Here is a 17,743-nt window from a genome sequence, read left to right as displayed (position 1 = left end):
CGGCCCCACCTATAGTTGGCGCGAGGACGCTCCCGGCGTCCTCCAGGCTGGAGGCCGGATGTTCAACAGAGCAGGAAGGAGCAGCAAATCGTGAAGATCGGCAAGTGGCCGGGGCTGGCAGGAGCAGTCGTCGTAAGCCTGCTGGTTGCGGTGACCCTAATGAGCGGCTGCGGCGGTGATGACGACGGGAACGGCGGCGGCGGCGGAGCGGCAGAGAGCCCGGACGAGTACGCGAAGCAGGTATGCGAGACCCTGGGCGACCGCTTCAACGAGCTCGACCGGCTGATGGAGGGCAGCGATTTCGAGGACCCGGAACAGTTGCGCGAAGCCATAGACGAGGCACGGCCGGTCCTCGAAGACCTGTCGAACGACCTCGACGACATCGACCCTCCCGCCGAAGTCGAGGAATGGCACGACAGTATGGTATCGGCCCTTTCACAGGCGTCGGAGCTGTTCGGCAAGCTTGGAGACGTGCTCGACAAGCCGCTGGACGAGGCTATGGGGGCGCTGGAGGAACTGATGCCGGAGCTGGAAGAGATGCAGACGGCCTTCGCGGGCGTCGGTGAACTTCCGCAGGAGTACCAGGACGCTTTCGAGAACGAGCCTGCCTGCGCCGACCTGGAGCTGCTGTCCGAATAGCGACAGACTGAACGGAAAGACAATCTGGCACCTGCCCGGGCGCTCTATTTGCGGGGCGTCCAGGCAGGTGCTAGACTAATCAGGTGGCCCCCATCGTCTAGTGGCCTAGGACGCCACCCTTTCAAGGTGGAAACGGGGATTCGATTTCCCCTGGGGGCACCAGCAGCATTCCTGAGACACGTGCGCTGTGGGAGAGCGCGCCCGCTAGCGGCCGAGCCTCGTGAGAGCGGGCCGGGGCAGCAGGCGCGACGCCTCTTCGATTCTCGCCAGGATCTGCGCCGCCTCCTCCCGTTCGGCGAGAGCGGGACGATAGCCCTCCCCAATGCGCACCGGCAGGAACCGCGTTTCGACGAGCTGCGCGCCCTGGAACGTTGCCTCCAGGATTGCCCCCTGCTGGGTCTGCAGCGACCAGTCCTGATCGAAGACGAAGTTGCCGAGAGCGTAAGCGACGAACCCGTCGGCGCCGCTTTCGCTCGCCTGGACCCAGTGGGGGTGATTGCCCACGACCAGCGACGCTCTTGCCTCGATGGCGAGCCTCGCCAGGCGGACCTGCCGCTCGGTCGGCGTGGCGGTGTATTCCACGCCCCAATGTGGCAGGACGATCACGACGTCCGCCTGCGCCTTTGCGGCGGCGATGTCTTCGGTCAGGTACGCCTCTTGCAGGGGCGCTGTGCCGGGCGCCCCGTCGAAGGCGTGATAGTAGGGGGCGATATCGTCGTAGCCCAGGAACGCGAAATCGACGCCTCTTACCGACACCACGGCCGGCGCCCTCGCCTCTGCCAGATTCGCGCCGCCGCCCGCGCTCGCGATGCCTGCCCGAGTGAGGTTCGAGACCGTGTCGAGGAGCGCCTGGTCGCATGAGGGAGCGCCGCCTCCGCAGTCCTTCGCGTGATTGCCCGCGACGGTGAGGACATCGAAGCCGGCGTGCGCCAGGCCTTCGACGCTACGGGCGGGCGCCAGAAGGTTGAACGTGGGAGTGCACCCGATCGGCCGCCCGGCATCCGACAGCGGAGAGTCGAGGCTGCCGATGGTGATGTCCGCGTCGCGAAGGAGGGGCGCCAGGTCGGAGAAGACGGACGTGAAATCGTTCCGCAGAGCCTGTTGCTGGTAGACGCAGCGGGCGAGAATGATATCGCCGGTGAAGAGGAGCCGTATGACAGGCTCGGGCTCGGACTCCGGCGGGTGAGCGACTTCCTGCCGCTCCTGCCGCTCGAACGCTTGGGCCTGTTCCTCCTTGCGGGGTTCTTCGTGCGAGCGGCACGCCGCCGGCAGGACAGCTACCGCCAACAGCAGGAGAATAGTCCTCAGGAAACCATTGCCATTGCCCAAAGTGCGGTCTCCTTCTTCCGGCAGCCTTACTCTTGCTCTACTCTACGCGCCAGCCGTTGGCGCAGGGCTTTCAGGAGGCAAAACGGCGATTGAAATAGCGTTGCAGATAGCCCTCAGGCTGCCTCAGTCAGACCGGCGAGCCGGCTCTGAGCTGTGGCGTACAGCTCCGCGAAGGAGGCGCCGTCGGTGGGGAAGACGCTTATGCCCGCCTCCACGTTGGCGATCTGGCTTCTGAGCCGCTCCAGGACGGCCACAGCCGCCGCTTCATTCGTCTGGACCATCAGCACGAGAAAGCGTCCGTTACCGGCGTAGCCCGCGAGGTCGGTCGCCCTCGTGTTGGCCTGCAGCCAGTCGCTGAGCAGGCCGTGCAGGGCCCATTCGTTGGAGCCGGTCGCGGGCTCGACGACGGCGAGGGCGAAGGGCATCTCGTAGCGGGTGGCGCGGGCGCATTCCTCTTCCGTCCTCATCGCCATGTACCAGTACGCGAACAGCCCCGTCGTCCGCTCGTAGATAACGAGCTTGCGTCCCGTCTCCGCCTCCTTCGCGGCCTTTTCCACCAGCCCGTCGCCGGCCGCGGAATGACGGCGCCACGTAAGCGCGGACGCGATGGCACATGCCAGCGCGGCGAAGCCGGCGCATGCGGCGGCAGCGGCCGAGGGTAGGAGAAGAGTTGAGGCGAGACCGACGACGGAGGCTACGAGCGCTCCCGCGAGCGCTGCTCGTATCGGCCTCGTTCCGGTCATCGTGTTGGCGTACCCCCACAGTAATTGTCGGACTGTCCTGCCGCGAGAAAAGGTGTGACGCGAGCCCGACTGCCGTCGAAACGGGCGGAAAAGCCTTTCACGTCCTGTTCATGCCGGATGTGCGCCCCTTCATGGCTTCTTCATGGAAGGCGTCTATATTGAATATGGCGGCGTGGACACCGGCCGCGACAAGAGACTGTTGCCACCTCGATGGCGGGCGCAGGTGAAAAGAGATGTCGCTCGTGCGCACAGCGATGAAAGCTGCGGGGCTCGCTTTCCTGGCGATTCTTGCCGTGGTAGGCTTTGTCCGCTTTGTCCTGCGCGATCGGCGGCGGATCGAGGCTCCCAACGCTTGGCCGCGGATCGTCGTCCTGGGGGCGGGTTTCGGCGGCCTCTCCGCCGTCCGCACGCTGCACCGGCGTCTTGGCGACCACGCTCACGTCCGGCTGATCGACCGGCACAACGACCATCTTTTCACGCCCCTGCTGTACGAGGTCGCCACGTGGGCGCTCGACCCGTATGAGGTGGCGAGCCCGCTGCGGCAGTACGCGGGACGCCGCGGCATCGAGTTCCGGCGCGCGACGGTGCAGGGGATCGATTTCGAGCGTTGCCGCGTGCTTCTCGACGGCGATGAAGAACACTACGACTACCTGATCATCGCTCTCGGTTCCGCCACCAATTTCTTCGGCAACGAGAGCGCGCAGCGGCACGCCCTCCCTCTGAAGTGGATCGAGGACGGGCTGGCGATCCGCAACCACGTCATCGATATGCTGGAGGAGGCCGTGCAGACGCGGGAGGCGCAGGAAAGGCGCAGGCTGCTCACGTTCGTGATAGTCGGCGGCGGCTCGACGGGTGTTGAGGCAGCCGCCGCACTGATGGACTTCCTGCGCAAGGTGATACCATCGGACTACCCCTTGCTGAGCATGGACGAAGCGCGGGTGGTCGTCGTCGAGCTTGCGGGAAGGCTACTCGGCCACATGGGCGAACGGATGGCGAAGGCCGCGCTCACGAAGCTGAGGGAATCAGGGGTCGAGGTCTGGCTGAACACGCGGCCCGCCGAGGTCCTGCCCGACCAGTTGTTGCTCGCGGACGGAAGAAGACTGGCGACGAGAACGATGATCTGGGCGACGGGTGTTCGCGCTCCCGACCTGGTCACTTCGCTTGATGCTCCACACGGCTCCAGCGGCGGGCTCCTGGTAGACCAGTTTCTTCAGGTACAGGGACGGCCAGGTGTGTACGCCGTGGGTGACAACGCCCACATCGAAGACCCTCGCACACGCGAGCCGGTGCCGCTCCTCGCCCAGTCGGCAGAGGAAGAGGGCAAAGCCGCCGCGGAGAACGTGGTGCGGTCCATCAGGGGACGGCCTCAGAAGCCTTTCCGGTTCCGCTCGAAGGGAAACGTGATCTCGCTGGGCGGCCTTGCGGGCGCGGCAGAGATCGGCCCCTTCCTGTTCGAGGGCATCCTGGGCTGGGCCGTATGGCGCGGCATCCACCTGATGAAGATCGCCAGCGTACGCAACCGGGTAATGGTCGCCCTCGACTGGGCGGTCGGCATATTGTACGGGCTCGATACCGCCCGCCTTGAGATGCAGCCCGTGCCGCATCCCGAGGACGCGCGGCCGGCAAAGAAGGAGCGGGCCGCCTAGGGCGCGCCATTCGATAGCGTCTCGGATTGAACATGGCAGGCGCGTCGCCGGTTTACGGCGGCGTTCTTGTTGCGGATTCGCGCCGCCCGATGATACCCTCAGGCCGATTCTCCCACCTCGAGGCACTGCCCATGAAGGGAACGAAAGGCTTACCCGCATACAAGGATGCCCGCAGGCCGCTGGCCGAAAGGGTCGCCGACTTGCTGGGCCGGATGACCCTCGATGAGAAGGTGGCGCAACTGGGGGCAGCGTGGTCGACGTCGCTGCTGGAGGACGGTTCGTTCGCGGAAGCAAAGGCGCGGGAGCTGATCGGCCACGGGATCGGGCACATAACGCGCATCGGCGGCGCGACGACGCTGCGTCCCGAGGAAACGGCGCAGCTGGCGAATGAGATCCAGCGGTTTCTCCGTGAGCAAACGCGTCTCGGTATCCCGGCAATAGTCCACGAGGAAAGCTGCGCCGGCTACACAGCCCGCGACGCCACCTGCTTCCCCCAGGCGATCGGGCTGGCGGCCACCTGGGAGCCGGAGCTCATCGAGGAAATGACGTCCGTCATCCGGCTCCAGATGCGGTCGGTGGGGGCGCACCAGGCGCTGGCGCCCGTCCTCGATGTCGTGCGCGACCCCCGCTGGGGGCGGACGGAGGAGACGTTCGGCGAAGACCCGCACCTCATATCACGCATTGGGGTCGCCTATGTGAAGGGACTCCAGGGCGACGACTGGAAGAGCGGTGTCGTCGCCACGGGAAAGCACTTCATCGGCTACGGCGCCTCAGAAGGGGGCCTCAACTGGGCGCCCGCGCATATCCCCCGGCGGGAGTTGCTGGAAGTATACGCGGCCCCTTTCGAGGCGGCGATACGGGAGGCGCGCCTCGGGTCGATGATGAACGCGTACCACGAGCTCGACGGCGTCCCCTGCGGCGCCTCGCGCGAGCTTCTCGAAGCGCTCCTACGCGATGAGCTCGGCTTCGAGGGCGTCGTCGTCAGCGACTACACCACGCTTCCCATGTTGGTGCACTACCACCACCTGACGGATTCAAAGCCGGAGGCGGCGGCGCTGGCGCTCGAAGCCGGAATCGACGTTGAGTTGCCGGAGCTGCGTTATTATGGCGGGCCGCTTCGGGAGGCGCTGGAACAGGGCCGGATCGCGATGTCGCTCATCGACCGGTCGGTCGCGCGGGTGCTGCGCATGAAGTTCCGGCTCGGCCTCTTCGAAGACCCGTACGTGCATGCCCCGTCCGCGGCCGCCGTCTTCGATACGACGGAGCAGCGGCAACTGGCGCTTCGCGTCGCCGAGAAGTCGATCGTGCTGCTCAAGAACGAAGGCGGTCTCCTGCCGCTGAGCCGCTCGCTCAAGCGGATCGCGGTCATCGGCCCCAGCGCCGACGACATTCGCCTGATGCAGGGCGACTATCACTACCCGTCCCACCTGGAAATAACGTTTGCGCCCGCGGCAGCCGGCGCCGAGCCGCGCCCCGACGCTGCGCCGCCCGATCTGTCGCAGCATTTCGTGCCGATGGTGTCGATATTGCAGGGCATCCGCAATATCGCGCCGGATGCGGAGGTCTTCCACGCGAAGGGCTGTGATGTGCTCGACCCCTCGACGGCGGGTTTCGCCGCGGCGGTGGAGGCCACCCTTCGCGCCGAGGTCGCGGTCGTTTGCGTTGGCGACAGGTCGGGTCTCGTTCGCGGCTGCACCAGCGGCGAGTCGAGCGACCGCGCCGATCTGGGGCTGCCGGGCGCGCAGCAGGCGCTGATCGAGGCGGTAGCGGCCACAGGGCGGCCCGTCGTCGTCGTCCTCACCGTCGGGCGCCCGGCCGCGGTCCCGTGGATAGCAGAGAACGTGGCGGCGGTGCTCGTCGCCTGGCTGCCCGGCGAGGAGGGCGGAAACGCTGTCGCCCGCGTCCTCTTCGGCGAGACGGCGCCGGGAGGGAAGCTGCCCATCACGTTTCCCCGCTCCGTCGGGCAGGTTCCGGTCTACTATGGGCACAAGCCGTCCGGGGGTCGCACGATGTGGCAGGGCGACTACGTGGACTTGCCGGTATCGCCGCTGTACGCCTTCGGGCACGGCCTGAGCTACACGTCGTTCGAATACAGCGGGCTGAAGGTGAGTCCGGAAGTGGTCGCCCCGGACGGGAGGGTCGCGATCAGTGTGGACATAACGAACAGCGGCATTCGGGCGGGCGAGGAGGTCGTGCAGCTCTACCTGCGGGACGTAGTCGCCACGGTGACGCGGCCCGTCAAACAGCTTGCCGGGTTCAAGCGGCTGGCCCTCGCGCCGGGAGAGACGCGCACGGTGACCTTCCGCGTCGACCCGCGTGCGCTCGCGTTCTATGACCGGGCGATGGAGTTCGTGGTCGAGCCGGGAGACGTGGAAGTGATGGTGGGCAGCTCGTCGGAGGACATACGGTTGATGGGCCGCTTTCGGATCGGGGGCGCGCGGCGGCCGGTGCGAGGGGGCGAGGTCGCGCCCACGGGCGTCGACGTAGTCTGAGAGCGCATCGCTTGCCGTATACATAACCGAGGGCTAACTTAGAGATAGACCCAGATAGACCTAGGCCCGGTTACCGTCTGAAAAGGAGTGAGAAATGAGGGATGTCGCCATCGTCGGCGCGGGGATGACGCGCTTTGGAAAGTACCTGGACCGCAACCTGAAGAGCCTCACGCGCGAGGCGGTTACGGCCGCGCTTGATTCCTGCGGGATGGACAAGTCGGTGCCGCAGGTCGCGGTCGTGGGCAATGCCGCCGCCGGGCTGGGACAGGGCCAGGAGTGCGTGCGGGCGCAGGTGGTGCTGCGCGACATGGGGATCCAGGGCATACCGATGATCAACACCGAGAACGCATGCGCAAGCTCCTCCACCGCCTTCCAGCTCGCGTGGCTCTACGTCGCTTCCGGCATGTACGACATCGCGCTGGCGGTGGGCATGGAAAAGATGTACAGCGAGGACAAGGCGAAGGTCTTCTCGCTTTTCACGGCGGGTACGGACGTCGAGCTGGCGCAGCAGATGCTCGCCTACATGAAGGAGCAGGCGGAGAAGGCTGCGAAGGCGGCGCCAGGAGCCGTCGGCGAGCCCGGGAAGTCGCGCAGCGTGTTCATGGACATCTACGCTGCGGGCGCCCGCCAGCACATGGAGCGCTACGGCGTGACAAAAGAGCACTTTGGTAAGGTGGCGGTGAAGAACCACTACAACGGTAGCCTCAACCCGCACGCCCAGTACCGCGAAGTGTACACACTCGAAGAGATACTGGCTTCGCCTCTGGTCGCCGAGCCCCTCACGCGGCTGATGTGCGCCCCCATCGGCGACGGCGCTTCCGCCGCCGTGCTCGTCGCCAAAGAGAAGGTGTTCCAGTACACGACGAAGCCCGTCTGGGTCCGCGGCTCGGCGGTTGCCTCCGGCACCGATCAGCGTCCGCCCGGGATCACCGAGCGGGTGGCGCGCGCCGCGTACGAGATGGCGGGTATCGGGCCGGGGGACGTCGATGTGGCGGAGGTGCACGACGCGACGGCCCCGGCGGAGCTGCTGATCTACGAGGAGCTGGGCTTCTGCGCGCCCGGCGAAGGGGCCCGCCTCATCGATGAGGGGGCAACAGAGCTCGGCGGCCGGATTCCCGTGAATACGAGCGGCGGGCTGCTCGCGAAAGGACATCCTGTCGGCGCTACGGGCGTTGCCCAGCTCTACGAGCTGTTCCTGCAACTGCGCGGCGAGGCCGGCGACCGCCAGGTCGAGGGCGCCAAGGTGGGGCTGACGGAAAACGGCGGCGGCATGGTGCGCGGCGAGGCGGCGGCCGCATCCGTGCACATCCTTTCACTATAGTTCCCCAGCTCCTGTTATTTCCGCTTCGCTGCCCCCGGCAGCCCGCAGCGCCGCCTCCTGTTGTGTGCTATCATGATCGCGAATCGATTCGGAAGCGCGGGGCAGGCTTCGCATACGTGACTGAAAGCAGCGTGACGACAGAGAGCGGTGGTTCGGTGGAGCGGAGCCGGCCCTGGCTGCGGTTGCGCCGCGACGCCCTCTTCTTTCTCGTCGTGGGAGCCGTCTTCGCCCTTGACCAGCTCACGAAGGCAATCGTGCGCGCCAACCTCGCCCTGGGGGAGGCCTATCCCGATGAGGGGTTCGTGCGCATCGTCCACGTCGCAAACAGCGGCGCCGCCTTCGGTATTCTGCAGGGTCAGACCCTCTTCCTCACAGCGACCACGCTCCTCGGCCTCGGGGCGATCCTCCTGTACTACCTATACCCGCCGATGGAGCACGGGCTACTGCGCACCGCCCTCGGCCTGCAACTGGGAGGGGCCATCGGCAACCTGACGGACCGCATCCGCCTGGGCGAAGTGACCGACTTCATCGATTTTCGTTGCTGGCCTGCGTTCAACGTAGCTGATTCGGCTATCGTCATCGGCGTAAGCACCATAGTAGTCTTCTTCGTCTTCAACGAGACGGTATGGCAGCGGAAGAAGGGAGCTTGAAGGAGCGCGTCTTTCGCATCGTCGCAGAGGGCGGAGGCGAGCGCCTCGATGTCTTCGTTGCCCGTCACTGCCCCGGCGTTTCCCGCTCGCAGGCCCAGCGTCTCATTCGCGAGCTGGAAGTGACGGTGAACGGACGTTCCGCCAGACCGTCGCTGCTCGTCGAAGCAGGCGACGACGTAGAGGTTCGCGTGCCGCCGCCCCAACCAATTGAGGCGGAGCCGCAGCCTCTCCCGTTGCGAATCATCCACGAGGACGTCGACATCATCGTCGTCGACAAGCCCGCCGGCATGGCCGTCCACCCCGGCGCCGGCCGCGCGCGCAACACTTTGGTGAATGCCCTCCTCGCCCATAGCCCCGATCTCTCGGGGATCGGCGGCAGGCTGCGCCCCGGGATCGTCCACCGGCTCGACAGGGACACCTCCGGGCTACTGCTGGTGGCGAAGAACGACCTCGCCCACGAGGGGATGTCGCGCCAGTTGAAGGAGCGGCAAGTCGAGAAGGGCTATCTGGCGCTGGTGAAGGGAGATGTCGAGCCGCCGGAAGGAGTCATCGAGGGGGCCATCGGGCGAGACCCGCGCAACCGAAAGCGGATGGCGATTGTCGCAGGCGGGCGCGAGGCGATCACGCGCTATCGCAAGCGCGAGCGCATCGGCGGCTACACGCTGCTCGAGGTGGCGCCTTCGACGGGGCGAACGCACCAGATACGAGTGCATCTCGCCGCTATCGGGCACCCTGTCGTCGGGGATGCCGTTTACGGGCGCCCCTCTTCGCTCGTCGCGCGTCAGTTCCTGCACGCGTACCGGCTCGCCTTTCGTCATCCCGTCGACGGGCGGCGCATGGAGCTAGAATCGCCGCTGCCGGATGACCTGGAGCAGGCGCTTCGTCTGGCGCGAGCAGCGCCTTCCCGCCCGTCTTGAGGCTCGGCCTGCCTTCGACTAGAATTGTCGCGACCGAGGCGGCGCCCGCCGCTATGTCCTCAAGTTTCAGGTCACACGGAGGTGGCTGATGGACCTGCTGCTGTTCGTTATTATCCTCAGCGCGTTTGTGGTCGTGCCGGGCCTCATCAACTACTACGCCAACCGCTGGCGCACTGCGGGCGGGGGGTCGGAGCCGGGCCGGTGGGAGCTGGTGATCGCCGGCTTCACGCTGTCGTTCGCGCTCCTGACGGTCGCGGCGATGGTTGTCCTGGTCATCGCTCTGGGGTGGGAAGGGCTCCGGGAAGAGCTTTCCGATTTCATCAACATGGGCTTCGTCGGGTACGCGGAAGAGAGGCCCTTCGCCCTTTCGGGCGTGCTGACGGCGATATCGCTGGTGACGATGGTGGTGATGGGTCTGCTCGGCGTGATGCGGGTGCCGGCCCGCTTCCTGAAGTAGCCTCGCGGAAGATGTAGAATGTATTCGAAGGGTTTCAGGGTCTAGTCTTTGACCGTCCGCGTTCGGTTTGCGCCAAGTCCCACCGGCGTTCCCCACGTGGGGAACATCCGCACCGCCCTCTTCAACTGGCTCTTTGCGCGCCACGAAGGGGGCAAGTTCGTGCTGCGCATCGAAGACACCGATCAGGCGCGCATCGTTCCGGGCGCGCTCGACGCCATACTGCGGGGACTGCGCTGGCTCGGCCTCGATTGGGACGAAGGGCCGGACGTGGAAGGGCCTTACGGACCGTACTTCCAGTCGCAGCGGCTGGAGCACTACGACCGCGCGTCGCGGGAGCTTATCGAGAGGGGAATGGCATACCGCTGCTACTGCTCGCCGGAGCGGCTGGAGAAGGTGCGGGCGGAGCAGACGCGTCGCAAGGAGCCTCCGCGCTACGACCGCTTCTGCCGGAATCTAACGCCCGAACAGCGCGAGCAACGGGAGGCCGAGGGGCTGGCCGCCGTCGTGCGGTTCAAGACGCCGCTCTCCGGGCAGACGTCGTTCTTCGACCTCATACGCGAGCACGTGAGTTTCGAGAACGAAACGCTGGACGATTTCGTGCTCCTGAAGTCGGACGGCTTTCCAACGTATCACCTCGCGAGCGTCGTCGACGACCACTTGATGGAGATATCGCACGTGCTGCGCGCCGACGAGTGGCTCCCCAGCACGCCGCGCCACCTGCTGATCTACGACGCGCTGGGCTGGCAGCCGCCGCTGTTCGGCCATCTGCCGATGCTGCTAGGAAAGGACCGCGCGAAGCTGAGCAAGCGCCACGGCGCCGTGTCGATACTCGACTACGAGAGGCAGGGCTACCTACCGGAGGCGATGTTCAACTTCCTCGGGCTGCTCGGGTGGTCGCTGGACGACCGGACGGAGATCATCTCGCGCGAGCAGTTCATCCGCTACTTCAGCCTCGAGCGCGTGGTGAAGAATCCGGCGATCTTCGACGTGGACAAGCTGACGTGGATGAACGGCGTGTACATGCGCGAGCTTTCGCCGGAGCGCTTCGGCGAGCTTCTGAAGGAGCGACTGGAGCGCGACCTGCCGCCGGAGGCGCCACGGCCGCTCGACGCCGGCTTCGTGATGCGGCTCGTGCCGCTGGCCCAGGAGCGCATGCGGCGCCTCGACGAAGCCGTCGACCTGCTGGGCTTCTTCTTCGTCGAGGGGACGCTTGACCACGGCCTCGACACGCTACTGGGGAAGCGGTTCGCGGGCAAGCCGGAAGAGGCGGCGCGCGTCCTGGATGCGGTAGTCAAGCGTGTGAGCGGCATCGAGGACTGGCGGCACGAGGCGCTGGAAGGCGCGCTGCGACCGCTGGCGGAGGAGCTGTCGCTCAAGACAGGCGATCTCTTCATGCTGGTGCGTGTGGCGGTGACGGGCCGCACGGCGACGCCTCCCCTCTTCGAGACGATGGAGGTGCTGGGCCGCGAGCGGTCGCTGGCGCGGCTGGAAGACGCGCTCGGCCGGCTGCACGGCTAAGGGCACGATATCCCGGCGCACATCGTTTCGCGCTGTGCCGCCCGGCGCGCGCAGCTCAGGCGTGCTCCCGCCGTATTCGTCTCTGTTTACGCCCTGAGAACCCCATGATAGAATGAGGTTCGGTTGGGGAGTCGTCTAGAGGTAGGACAGCGGACTCTGGATCCGTATGCGGGGGTTCGAATCCTCCCTCCCCAGCCAATTCTTTCTACGCAGCCGATTCACAGGGAGGTGCCGAATGGTAGAGGTGGGTGAGACAATCGGCCTGCCGCGGCTCGGCGGCCCCGCACCCGACTTCGTAGCGCAGACCACGCAGGGAACCCTCACTCTTGACGATTTTCGCGGCCGTTGGCTTGTCCTTTTCTCACACCCCGCCGATTTCACGCCCGTATGCACAACCGAGTTCATCGCTTTCGCCGAGATATACGACGAGCTGCAGAAGCGCGGCGTCGACCTGCTCGGGCTCAGCATCGACAGCGTCTTTTCGCATATTGCCTGGTTGCGCAACATTGAGGAGAAGACCGGCGTGAAAATCCAGTACCCCATCATCGCCGATCTGAACAAAGTGGTGGCAAACGCCTACGGCATGATCCACCCCGATCAGAGCAACACCGAGGCCGTGCGCTGCGTTTTCATCATCGACCCTAACCAGATAGTACGGGCGATGCTGTATTACCCGCTGAGCGCGGGGCGGAACATGGACGAGATCGTGCGACTGATCGATGCTCTGCAAACGACGGACGAGCACAACGTGGCGACGCCGGCCAACTGGCGCCCCGGCGACCCCGTGATCGTCCCGCCGCCGCTGACGCAGGAAGGCGCGGAGGAACGGCTCACCGAGGGCTACGACTGCACAGACTGGTACCTGTGTCGGAAGAAGGTGTGACGCCGTGGCATGCGTTACGCCTGAAGGCAAGCCGACGGCATCGGGAAGGGCGATGCTGAGCGCCCTGAAGGAAGGCCCCCGTTCGCCCGAAGAGGTCGCCGAAAAGACCAACATGTCACTTTTCCGTGTTCGGAGCGGGCTGCGGGAGCTTTCCTACGCCGGGCTCGTCGAAGTGGCGGGCGAGCGGTACGAGCTGACGGCGAAGGGCGCTGAGAGCCTGCAAGACGCGCAGTAGGTTGCGCCGCAGCGCGGGTTCAACGATAATAGGTTCGGCGCATTCGTCTAGCGGCCCAGGACACCGCCCTCTCAAGGCGGAGATCGCGGGTTCGAATCCCGCATGCGCTACCATACAGAACGCGAAAGGCAGGAGATGAACTCCTGCCTTCTTGCATCTATAATGTGGGCGATGAGACGTTGCGCAAGCCCGAGGAGGCAACTGTGAAGACGATCGACCTTCGCAGCGACACGGTGACGCTCCCCACTCAAGAGATGCGCGAAGCGATGTACAGGGCGGAAGTCGGTGATGACGTCCACCATGAGGACCCGACGATAAAGCGGTTGGAGAGCATCGCCGCCGAAAAGCTGGGCAAAGAAGACGCTCTTTTCGTCGCCAGCGGGACGATGGGCAACCTCGTGGCCGTGCTGACGCATTGCGAGGCCGACGATCGCATAATTGTCGGGAGCGAGGCCCACATCCACTACTACGAAGGCGAGGGGATAAGCCACCTCGTCGGCGTCGATATGCGTGAGCTGCCGAACGACGAGGACGGGCGCATCGACGTCGCGGAGCTTGACAAGGTCCTGTGGGAGAGCCAGGGCCCGCCCATTACCCTCGTTTGCCTGGAGAACACACACATGCGCTGCGGCGGCGTCCCCTTGAGCGCCGAGTACACGGCCCGGGTGGCGGAGGTGGCGCACGAGCGTGGCGTCCCCCTGCATCTGGATGGAGCCCGCATATTCAACGCCGCCGTCGCGCTCGGTGTGCCTGCCGCCGAGCTGGCGAGAGAAGCGGACTCGGTGATGTTCTGCTTGTCGAAAGGGCTATCGGCGCCGGTGGGCTCCGTCCTCTGCGGCAGTGGCGAGTTCATCGTGCGGGCGCGGCAGTCGCGGCGATGGGTCGGCGGCGCCATGCGTCAGGTCGGCATCCTGGGCGCGGCCGGCATCGTCGCGCTTGAAAAGATGGTCGACCGGCTGGCGGAGGACCACGAGAACGCACGCGCGCTGGCCGAAGGGCTTTCGTCTATTGAAGGCATTTCGATCGATCCCGCCCGCGCGCCTACAAACATCGTGATCTTCTCGATCGACGAGCGGTGGGAGATGCGGGATTTTCTCACGGCGCTTTCGGAGCGAGGAGTCTTGGCGTTGCCGGTCGGGCCCGACCGCGTGCGGATGGTCACCCACTACGGTGTCGACCGCGAGGACATTGAGCAGGCGCTCACGGTTGTCGAAAAAGTGGCGCGCGAGCAATTGAAAGCGGGACAGGCGGCACAGTGAAACGTCAGCCGGTTGCCTGAAGGGTCAGCCCGCCCGCAACCGATACTGCGCCGGTGACAACGGCCTCAGCCGCCAGCTCCCGAAACATCTCCGCAAACGCCTCGATCTGCCCCTTCGGCGCATACACCACACCCCCTGCCCTGTACGGCTGGCGGTCGTTCAGCGCCATTCCCAGCGATGCCGCGGACGCGCCCGGCGCGGCGATGAACCTCTCGAGGAGCGAGCGCACCTGCCAGTCGTAGGTGGCCGGCGCGACGTTGAGGCAGAAGCAAAGAGCGGATGGTCGGTTCTCCGGCAGCGGGCCGTCGTCGATGACGATGTCCATGGTCACGAAATCGCCGACGGCAGGCAGGAAGGACTGCTGAAGAAACCGCATGTAGCGGGCGTCGGTGCCGAAGCGCTCGAGGGCGGCGGCGTCCGCGAGGTAGGCGAAGAGCGCGAGATCGTGCGTGGAGCCGGCGCGGCTGCCAACGACGCAGCCGAGGCGCAACACTTCGCAGGCGTGTTGAAGGCGCAGGAATCGGGAGACGAGCGCTTCCCCGTTTTCGTGACGGTCCCGCGCTTTCAGGCGCACGAGCAGAAGGTGAAGGACCACGTATCGAGACCCCGACCGCGATCCTAGCACGTCGCCGGTGAGCAGGCCATCCGCGCTCCTTCGCAGCCGCCGCTTCCGATGCTATAATCGTGTCGATGGCTTCGGATACCGACAAACCCCTGCTGGCGCTCCTCGACGGACACGGCATCATCCACCGCGCGTATCACGCTTTCCGCGAGCCGCTGGTCGTGCGCAAGACGGGCGAAGTGGTGACCGCGGTATACGGGCTCGCCAACACGCTGCTGAGCGTGCTCGAACAGCTTCGCCCAACGCACATAATCGTCGCCCTTGACCCCAAGGGGCCGACGTTCCGACACGAGCTTGACGACACGTATAAAGCGCAGCGCCCCGGTGCGCCCGAAGACCTGCGCGAGCAGTTCGCGCGCTGTGTGGAGCTGATCGAGGCGTTCAACATCCCCATTTTTCAGGTCGAGGGCTTCGAGGCCGACGACGTGCTCGGGACTCTCGCGCGACAGGCTGCGGAGCAGGGCATCGAGACGTACGTCGTCAGCCTGGACAGCGACATGGTCCAGCTTCTGCGGCCGAACGTAAAACTCTTCATGTTCCGCCCTTACCAGCGCGACACCGTCGTCTACGACGAGAGGTCGGCGCGCGAGCGCTACGGTTTCGATCCGCAGCAGATGCCGGACTTCAAAGGGCTCAAGGGCGACGTGTCGGACAACATTCCCGGCGTGCCCGGCGTCGGCGAGAAAACGGCAGTGCGTCTCATCGAGCAGTTCGGCAGCGTCGAGACAATCTACGAGCACCTCGATCTCGTCGAGCCGTCGAAGCTGCGGGAGACGCTCGCCGCCCACGAAGAAGAAGCGCGCCACAGTAAGGAGATGGCGACGATCCGCACGGACGTGCCCGTCAGCCTCGATCTCAAGGCCGCCGAGCTTAAAGGGTACGACCGACAGAAGGTCCTGGAGATCTTCCGCGAGCTGGAGTTCCGGACCCTGATGGGCAGACTGCCCGAGTACGTGCGTCCCCTGGAAGAGAAGGCGCCCCCGGTCGAGCTGGGAGCGCCGGAGAAGATATACCACTGCATCTACGACGAAGAGGAGCTGGACTCGCTGGCGCAACGGTTGTCCAAGGCCGAGAGTTTCTCGTTCGACACCGAGACGGACGAGATACATGCCATGCGCGCGCGGCTCGTCGGCCTGTCGTTCTCCGATTCCATCGCGGAGGCGTTCTACATCCCCGTCGGGCACATCGCGGAGCTCGGCGGCAGGCCGCAGTTGCCGCTTTCGACCGTGCTGTCGAAGCTCGGCCCGGTGCTGGAGGACGGGCTGCGCCCCAAAGTGGCGCACAACGGCAAGTACGACATGGTGGTGCTCGCGAACCACGGCGTGACTGTCCGCGGCCTTGCGTTTGACACGATGGTCGCCGCGTATCTGCTCGGCGAGGGCGGCGGCTCGGAGGCGTACCGGCCGGGCGAGGGATCGCTGAGCCTGAAGTGGCTGGCGTCGCGCCGCCTAGGCATCGAGATGACGGACATCACGGAGATCCTCGGCAGGCGCGGGCCGAAGCAGCTCTCGATGGCGCAGGCGCCTGTGAGCGCCGTCGCCGATTACTCATGCGGCGACGCCGACGTGACTTTCCGTCTGCGCGCGCTACTCGAGAAGGAGCTGAAGGAACAGAACCTGTGGAGCCTCTTCACGGAAGTTGAGATGCCGCTGGTGCCGGTGCTCACGCGCATGGAGCTGGCAGGCGTAGCGATCGATGTGGCGGTCTTGCGGGAGATGTCGCAGCAACTGGAGACGCAGATTGTCGCGCTGGAACAGCAGATATACGAGGCCTGCGGGCACCAGTTCAACATCGGGTCGCCGCAGCAGCTTTCGGTGGTGCTGTTTGAGGAGATCGGGCTGCCGAAGCCGCGCAAGGTGAGGCAGCAGGGCTACGCAACCGACGCGATGGTGCTCGAGGCGCTGCGGGACGCCCATCCGGTTATCGACATGATCCTGACGTACCGCCAGCTTACGAAACTGAAGTCGACTTACATAGACACGCTGCCCGCGCTTATCAACCCGAACACCGGCCGCATCCACACGACGTTCAACCAGACGATCACGGCGACAGGCCGGCTGTCGTCAAACGACCCGAACCTGCAAAACATCCCCGTGCGGGGCGAACTGGGGGGCCAGATCCGGGCCGCGTTCATCGCTCGAGACGTAGGCCCGGACCCCTACTTGCTCGCCGCCGACTACTCACAGGTGGAGCTGCGCATCCTGGCGCACCTGTGCAAAGACCCCGGCCTCCTGGAAGCGTTCCGGCAGGACGAGGACATCCACGCGGCGACGGCGTCGCAGGTGTTCGGCGTTCCCATCGAGGAGGTGACGCCGACGATGCGAAGGCGGGCGAAAGTGTTCAACTTCGGCGTGCTGTACGGGCTGACGGGGTTCGGGCTGTCGCAGCGCGAGGGGATATCGCGCGAGGAGGCGACAGAGTTCATCAACCGCTATTTCGAGAAGTACGCGCGCGTGAAGGAATGGCGCGAGGAGGTGATAGGCGACGCGCGGGTGAAGGGGTACGCGGAGACGATGATGGGGCGCCGGCGCTACATCCCGGCGATCAACTCGGCGAACCCGCAGGTGCGGGGCGCCGCCGAGCGCATCGCGATCAACATGCCGGTGCAGGGGACCGCCGCCGACATCATCAAAGTGGCGATGGACAGGCTGGACGCGGAGCTCGAGGCGCGGAAGATGCGTTCGAAGATGCTGCTGCAGGTGCACGACGAGCTGATCTTCGAAGGGCCGGCCTCGGAGATGACCGACCTGCGGGAGATGGTGCTGCGGATCATGCCGGCGTCGCTGGAGCTGGACGTGCCGCTGAAGGTGGACGTGAAGCTGGGCAAGAACTGGGGCGAAGTGTAATCCCGGTGCTCTTCCAGGCGGATGTAAGGTGTTGACCAGGAATGAAGCGTGGCGTTCCTGTACGGCGTTGGCGTTATCGCCGGAACACTTGCGCCCATCTTCCCGCCGCCCACCCGCGGGGCGTTTGTTAGTGCCGGGGGGACACACCTGCTTTGCCGGGAGGCGGGTCCAGACTCCCGCCGGAGA

Annotated in this window: 15 protein-coding genes and 3 tRNA genes; 15 read left to right on the top strand and 3 right to left on the bottom strand. The window is 65.7% G+C overall.

The genetic code is table 11. The annotated features are described in order from the left end of the window. Positions 1 to 90: 90 nt before the first annotated feature. Both QME71_00405 and QME71_00400 read left to right on the top strand, forming a co-directional pair. Positions 91 to 639, top strand: coding sequence for a hypothetical protein (locus tag QME71_00405; GenBank protein ID MDI6856769.1), 549 nt, complete (start codon positions 91 to 93; stop codon positions 637 to 639). A gap of 86 nt (positions 640 to 725) precedes the next feature. Beyond that, positions 726 to 801 (top strand) — tRNA-Glu (locus tag QME71_00400). Positions 802 to 843: 42 nt separating this feature from the next. Here QME71_00400 and QME71_00395 read toward each other — a convergent pair. Both QME71_00395 and QME71_00390 read right to left on the bottom strand, forming a co-directional pair. Then, positions 844 to 1,968 (bottom strand): CapA family protein, encoded by a 1,125-nt coding sequence (locus tag QME71_00395; GenBank protein MDI6856768.1) that lies wholly within the window; start codon positions 1,966 to 1,968, stop codon positions 844 to 846. 113 nt (positions 1,969 to 2,081) lie between these two features. Continuing rightward, positions 2,082 to 2,711, bottom strand: coding sequence for a hypothetical protein (locus tag QME71_00390; GenBank protein MDI6856767.1), 630 nt, complete (start codon positions 2,709 to 2,711; stop codon positions 2,082 to 2,084). A gap of 233 nt (positions 2,712 to 2,944) precedes the next feature. Between QME71_00390 and QME71_00385 the strand changes: the two genes are divergently transcribed. From QME71_00385 to QME71_00330, 12 genes are all read left to right on the top strand, one after another. Then, positions 2,945 to 4,357 carry an NAD(P)/FAD-dependent oxidoreductase gene (locus QME71_00385; protein MDI6856766.1) on the top strand — a complete coding sequence of 471 codons (1,413 nt, stop codon included), beginning with the start codon at positions 2,945 to 2,947 and terminating at the stop codon, positions 4,355 to 4,357. 131 nt (positions 4,358 to 4,488) lie between these two features. Beyond that, positions 4,489 to 6,849 (top strand): glycoside hydrolase family 3 N-terminal domain-containing protein, encoded by a 2,361-nt coding sequence (locus QME71_00380; GenBank protein MDI6856765.1) that lies wholly within the window; start codon positions 4,489 to 4,491, stop codon positions 6,847 to 6,849. A 94-nt stretch (positions 6,850 to 6,943) separates the two neighbouring features. After that, entirely contained in the window at positions 6,944 to 8,170 is a 1,227-nt protein-coding gene (locus QME71_00375; GenBank protein MDI6856764.1) for a thiolase family protein, read from the top strand. A gap of 131 nt (positions 8,171 to 8,301) precedes the next feature. Beyond that, on the top strand, positions 8,302 to 8,820 hold the full coding sequence (gene lspA, locus QME71_00370) for a signal peptidase II (GenBank protein MDI6856763.1): 519 nt from the start codon (positions 8,302 to 8,304) through the stop codon (positions 8,818 to 8,820). Then, positions 8,796 to 9,737, top strand: coding sequence for an RluA family pseudouridine synthase (locus tag QME71_00365; GenBank protein ID MDI6856762.1), 942 nt, complete (start codon positions 8,796 to 8,798; stop codon positions 9,735 to 9,737). Before lspA ends, QME71_00365 begins: the two co-directional genes overlap by 25 nt. 88 nt (positions 9,738 to 9,825) lie before the next feature. Continuing rightward, positions 9,826 to 10,194 carry a hypothetical protein gene (locus QME71_00360; GenBank protein ID MDI6856761.1) on the top strand — a complete coding sequence of 123 codons (369 nt, stop codon included), beginning with the start codon at positions 9,826 to 9,828 and terminating at the stop codon, positions 10,192 to 10,194. 48 nt (positions 10,195 to 10,242) lie between these two features. Beyond that, positions 10,243 to 11,712, top strand: coding sequence for a glutamate--tRNA ligase (gltX, locus tag QME71_00355; GenBank protein ID MDI6856760.1), 1,470 nt, complete (start codon positions 10,243 to 10,245; stop codon positions 11,710 to 11,712). 124 nt (positions 11,713 to 11,836) lie between these two features. Beyond that, a tRNA-Gln gene (locus QME71_00350) sits at positions 11,837 to 11,910 on the top strand. A gap of 37 nt (positions 11,911 to 11,947) precedes the next feature. After that, positions 11,948 to 12,595, top strand: a complete 648-nt coding sequence (locus tag QME71_00345; GenBank protein MDI6856759.1) for a peroxiredoxin — start codon at positions 11,948 to 11,950, stop codon at positions 12,593 to 12,595. Between the two features lie 4 nt (positions 12,596 to 12,599). Then, positions 12,600 to 12,830 (top strand): winged helix-turn-helix domain-containing protein, encoded by a 231-nt coding sequence (locus tag QME71_00340; protein MDI6856758.1) that lies wholly within the window; start codon positions 12,600 to 12,602, stop codon positions 12,828 to 12,830. A gap of 36 nt (positions 12,831 to 12,866) precedes the next feature. Next, positions 12,867 to 12,943 (top strand) — tRNA-Glu (locus QME71_00335). Between the two features lie 90 nt (positions 12,944 to 13,033). Next, positions 13,034 to 14,089, top strand: a complete 1,056-nt coding sequence (locus QME71_00330) for a GntG family PLP-dependent aldolase (protein MDI6856757.1) — start codon at positions 13,034 to 13,036, stop codon at positions 14,087 to 14,089. A gap of 4 nt (positions 14,090 to 14,093) precedes the next feature. On the opposite strand, the gene QME71_00325 is transcribed toward QME71_00330, so the two are convergent. After that, on the bottom strand, positions 14,094 to 14,684 hold the full coding sequence (locus tag QME71_00325) for a hypothetical protein (protein ID MDI6856756.1): 591 nt from the start codon (positions 14,682 to 14,684) through the stop codon (positions 14,094 to 14,096). A gap of 95 nt (positions 14,685 to 14,779) precedes the next feature. Between QME71_00325 and polA the strand changes: the two genes are divergently transcribed. After that, a complete protein-coding gene (gene polA, locus QME71_00320) occupies positions 14,780 to 17,557 on the top strand; it encodes a DNA polymerase I (GenBank protein ID MDI6856755.1) in 2,778 nt (925 codons plus the stop codon). Positions 17,558 to 17,743: the final 186 nt, after the last annotated feature.

Source organism: Dehalococcoidia bacterium, from assembly GCA_030018455.1.
GTDB lineage: Bacteria > Chloroflexota > Dehalococcoidia > DSTF01 > JALHUB01 > JASEFU01.
This window is presented reverse-complemented; position numbering and strand designations above follow the sequence as displayed.

What these genes read in the sequence shown, in the direction of transcription:
- QME71_00390 (MDI6856767.1), bottom strand. Translation starts at nt 2,711, where the DNA reads ATGACCGGAACGAGGCCGATACGAGCAGCGCTCGCGGGAGCGCTCGTA.
- QME71_00385 (MDI6856766.1), top strand. Translation starts at nt 2,945, where the DNA reads ATGTCGCTCGTGCGCACAGCGATGAAAGCTGCGGGGCTCGCTTTCCTG.
- QME71_00380 (MDI6856765.1), top strand. Translation starts at nt 4,489, where the DNA reads ATGAAGGGAACGAAAGGCTTACCCGCATACAAGGATGCCCGCAGGCCG.
- QME71_00375 (MDI6856764.1), top strand. Translation starts at nt 6,944, where the DNA reads ATGAGGGATGTCGCCATCGTCGGCGCGGGGATGACGCGCTTTGGAAAG.
- QME71_00365 (MDI6856762.1), top strand. Translation starts at nt 8,796, where the DNA reads ATGGCAGCGGAAGAAGGGAGCTTGAAGGAGCGCGTCTTTCGCATCGTC.
- QME71_00360 (MDI6856761.1), top strand. Translation starts at nt 9,826, where the DNA reads ATGGACCTGCTGCTGTTCGTTATTATCCTCAGCGCGTTTGTGGTCGTG.
- QME71_00345 (MDI6856759.1), top strand. Translation starts at nt 11,948, where the DNA reads ATGGTAGAGGTGGGTGAGACAATCGGCCTGCCGCGGCTCGGCGGCCCC.
- polA (MDI6856755.1), top strand. Translation starts at nt 14,780, where the DNA reads ATGGCTTCGGATACCGACAAACCCCTGCTGGCGCTCCTCGACGGACAC.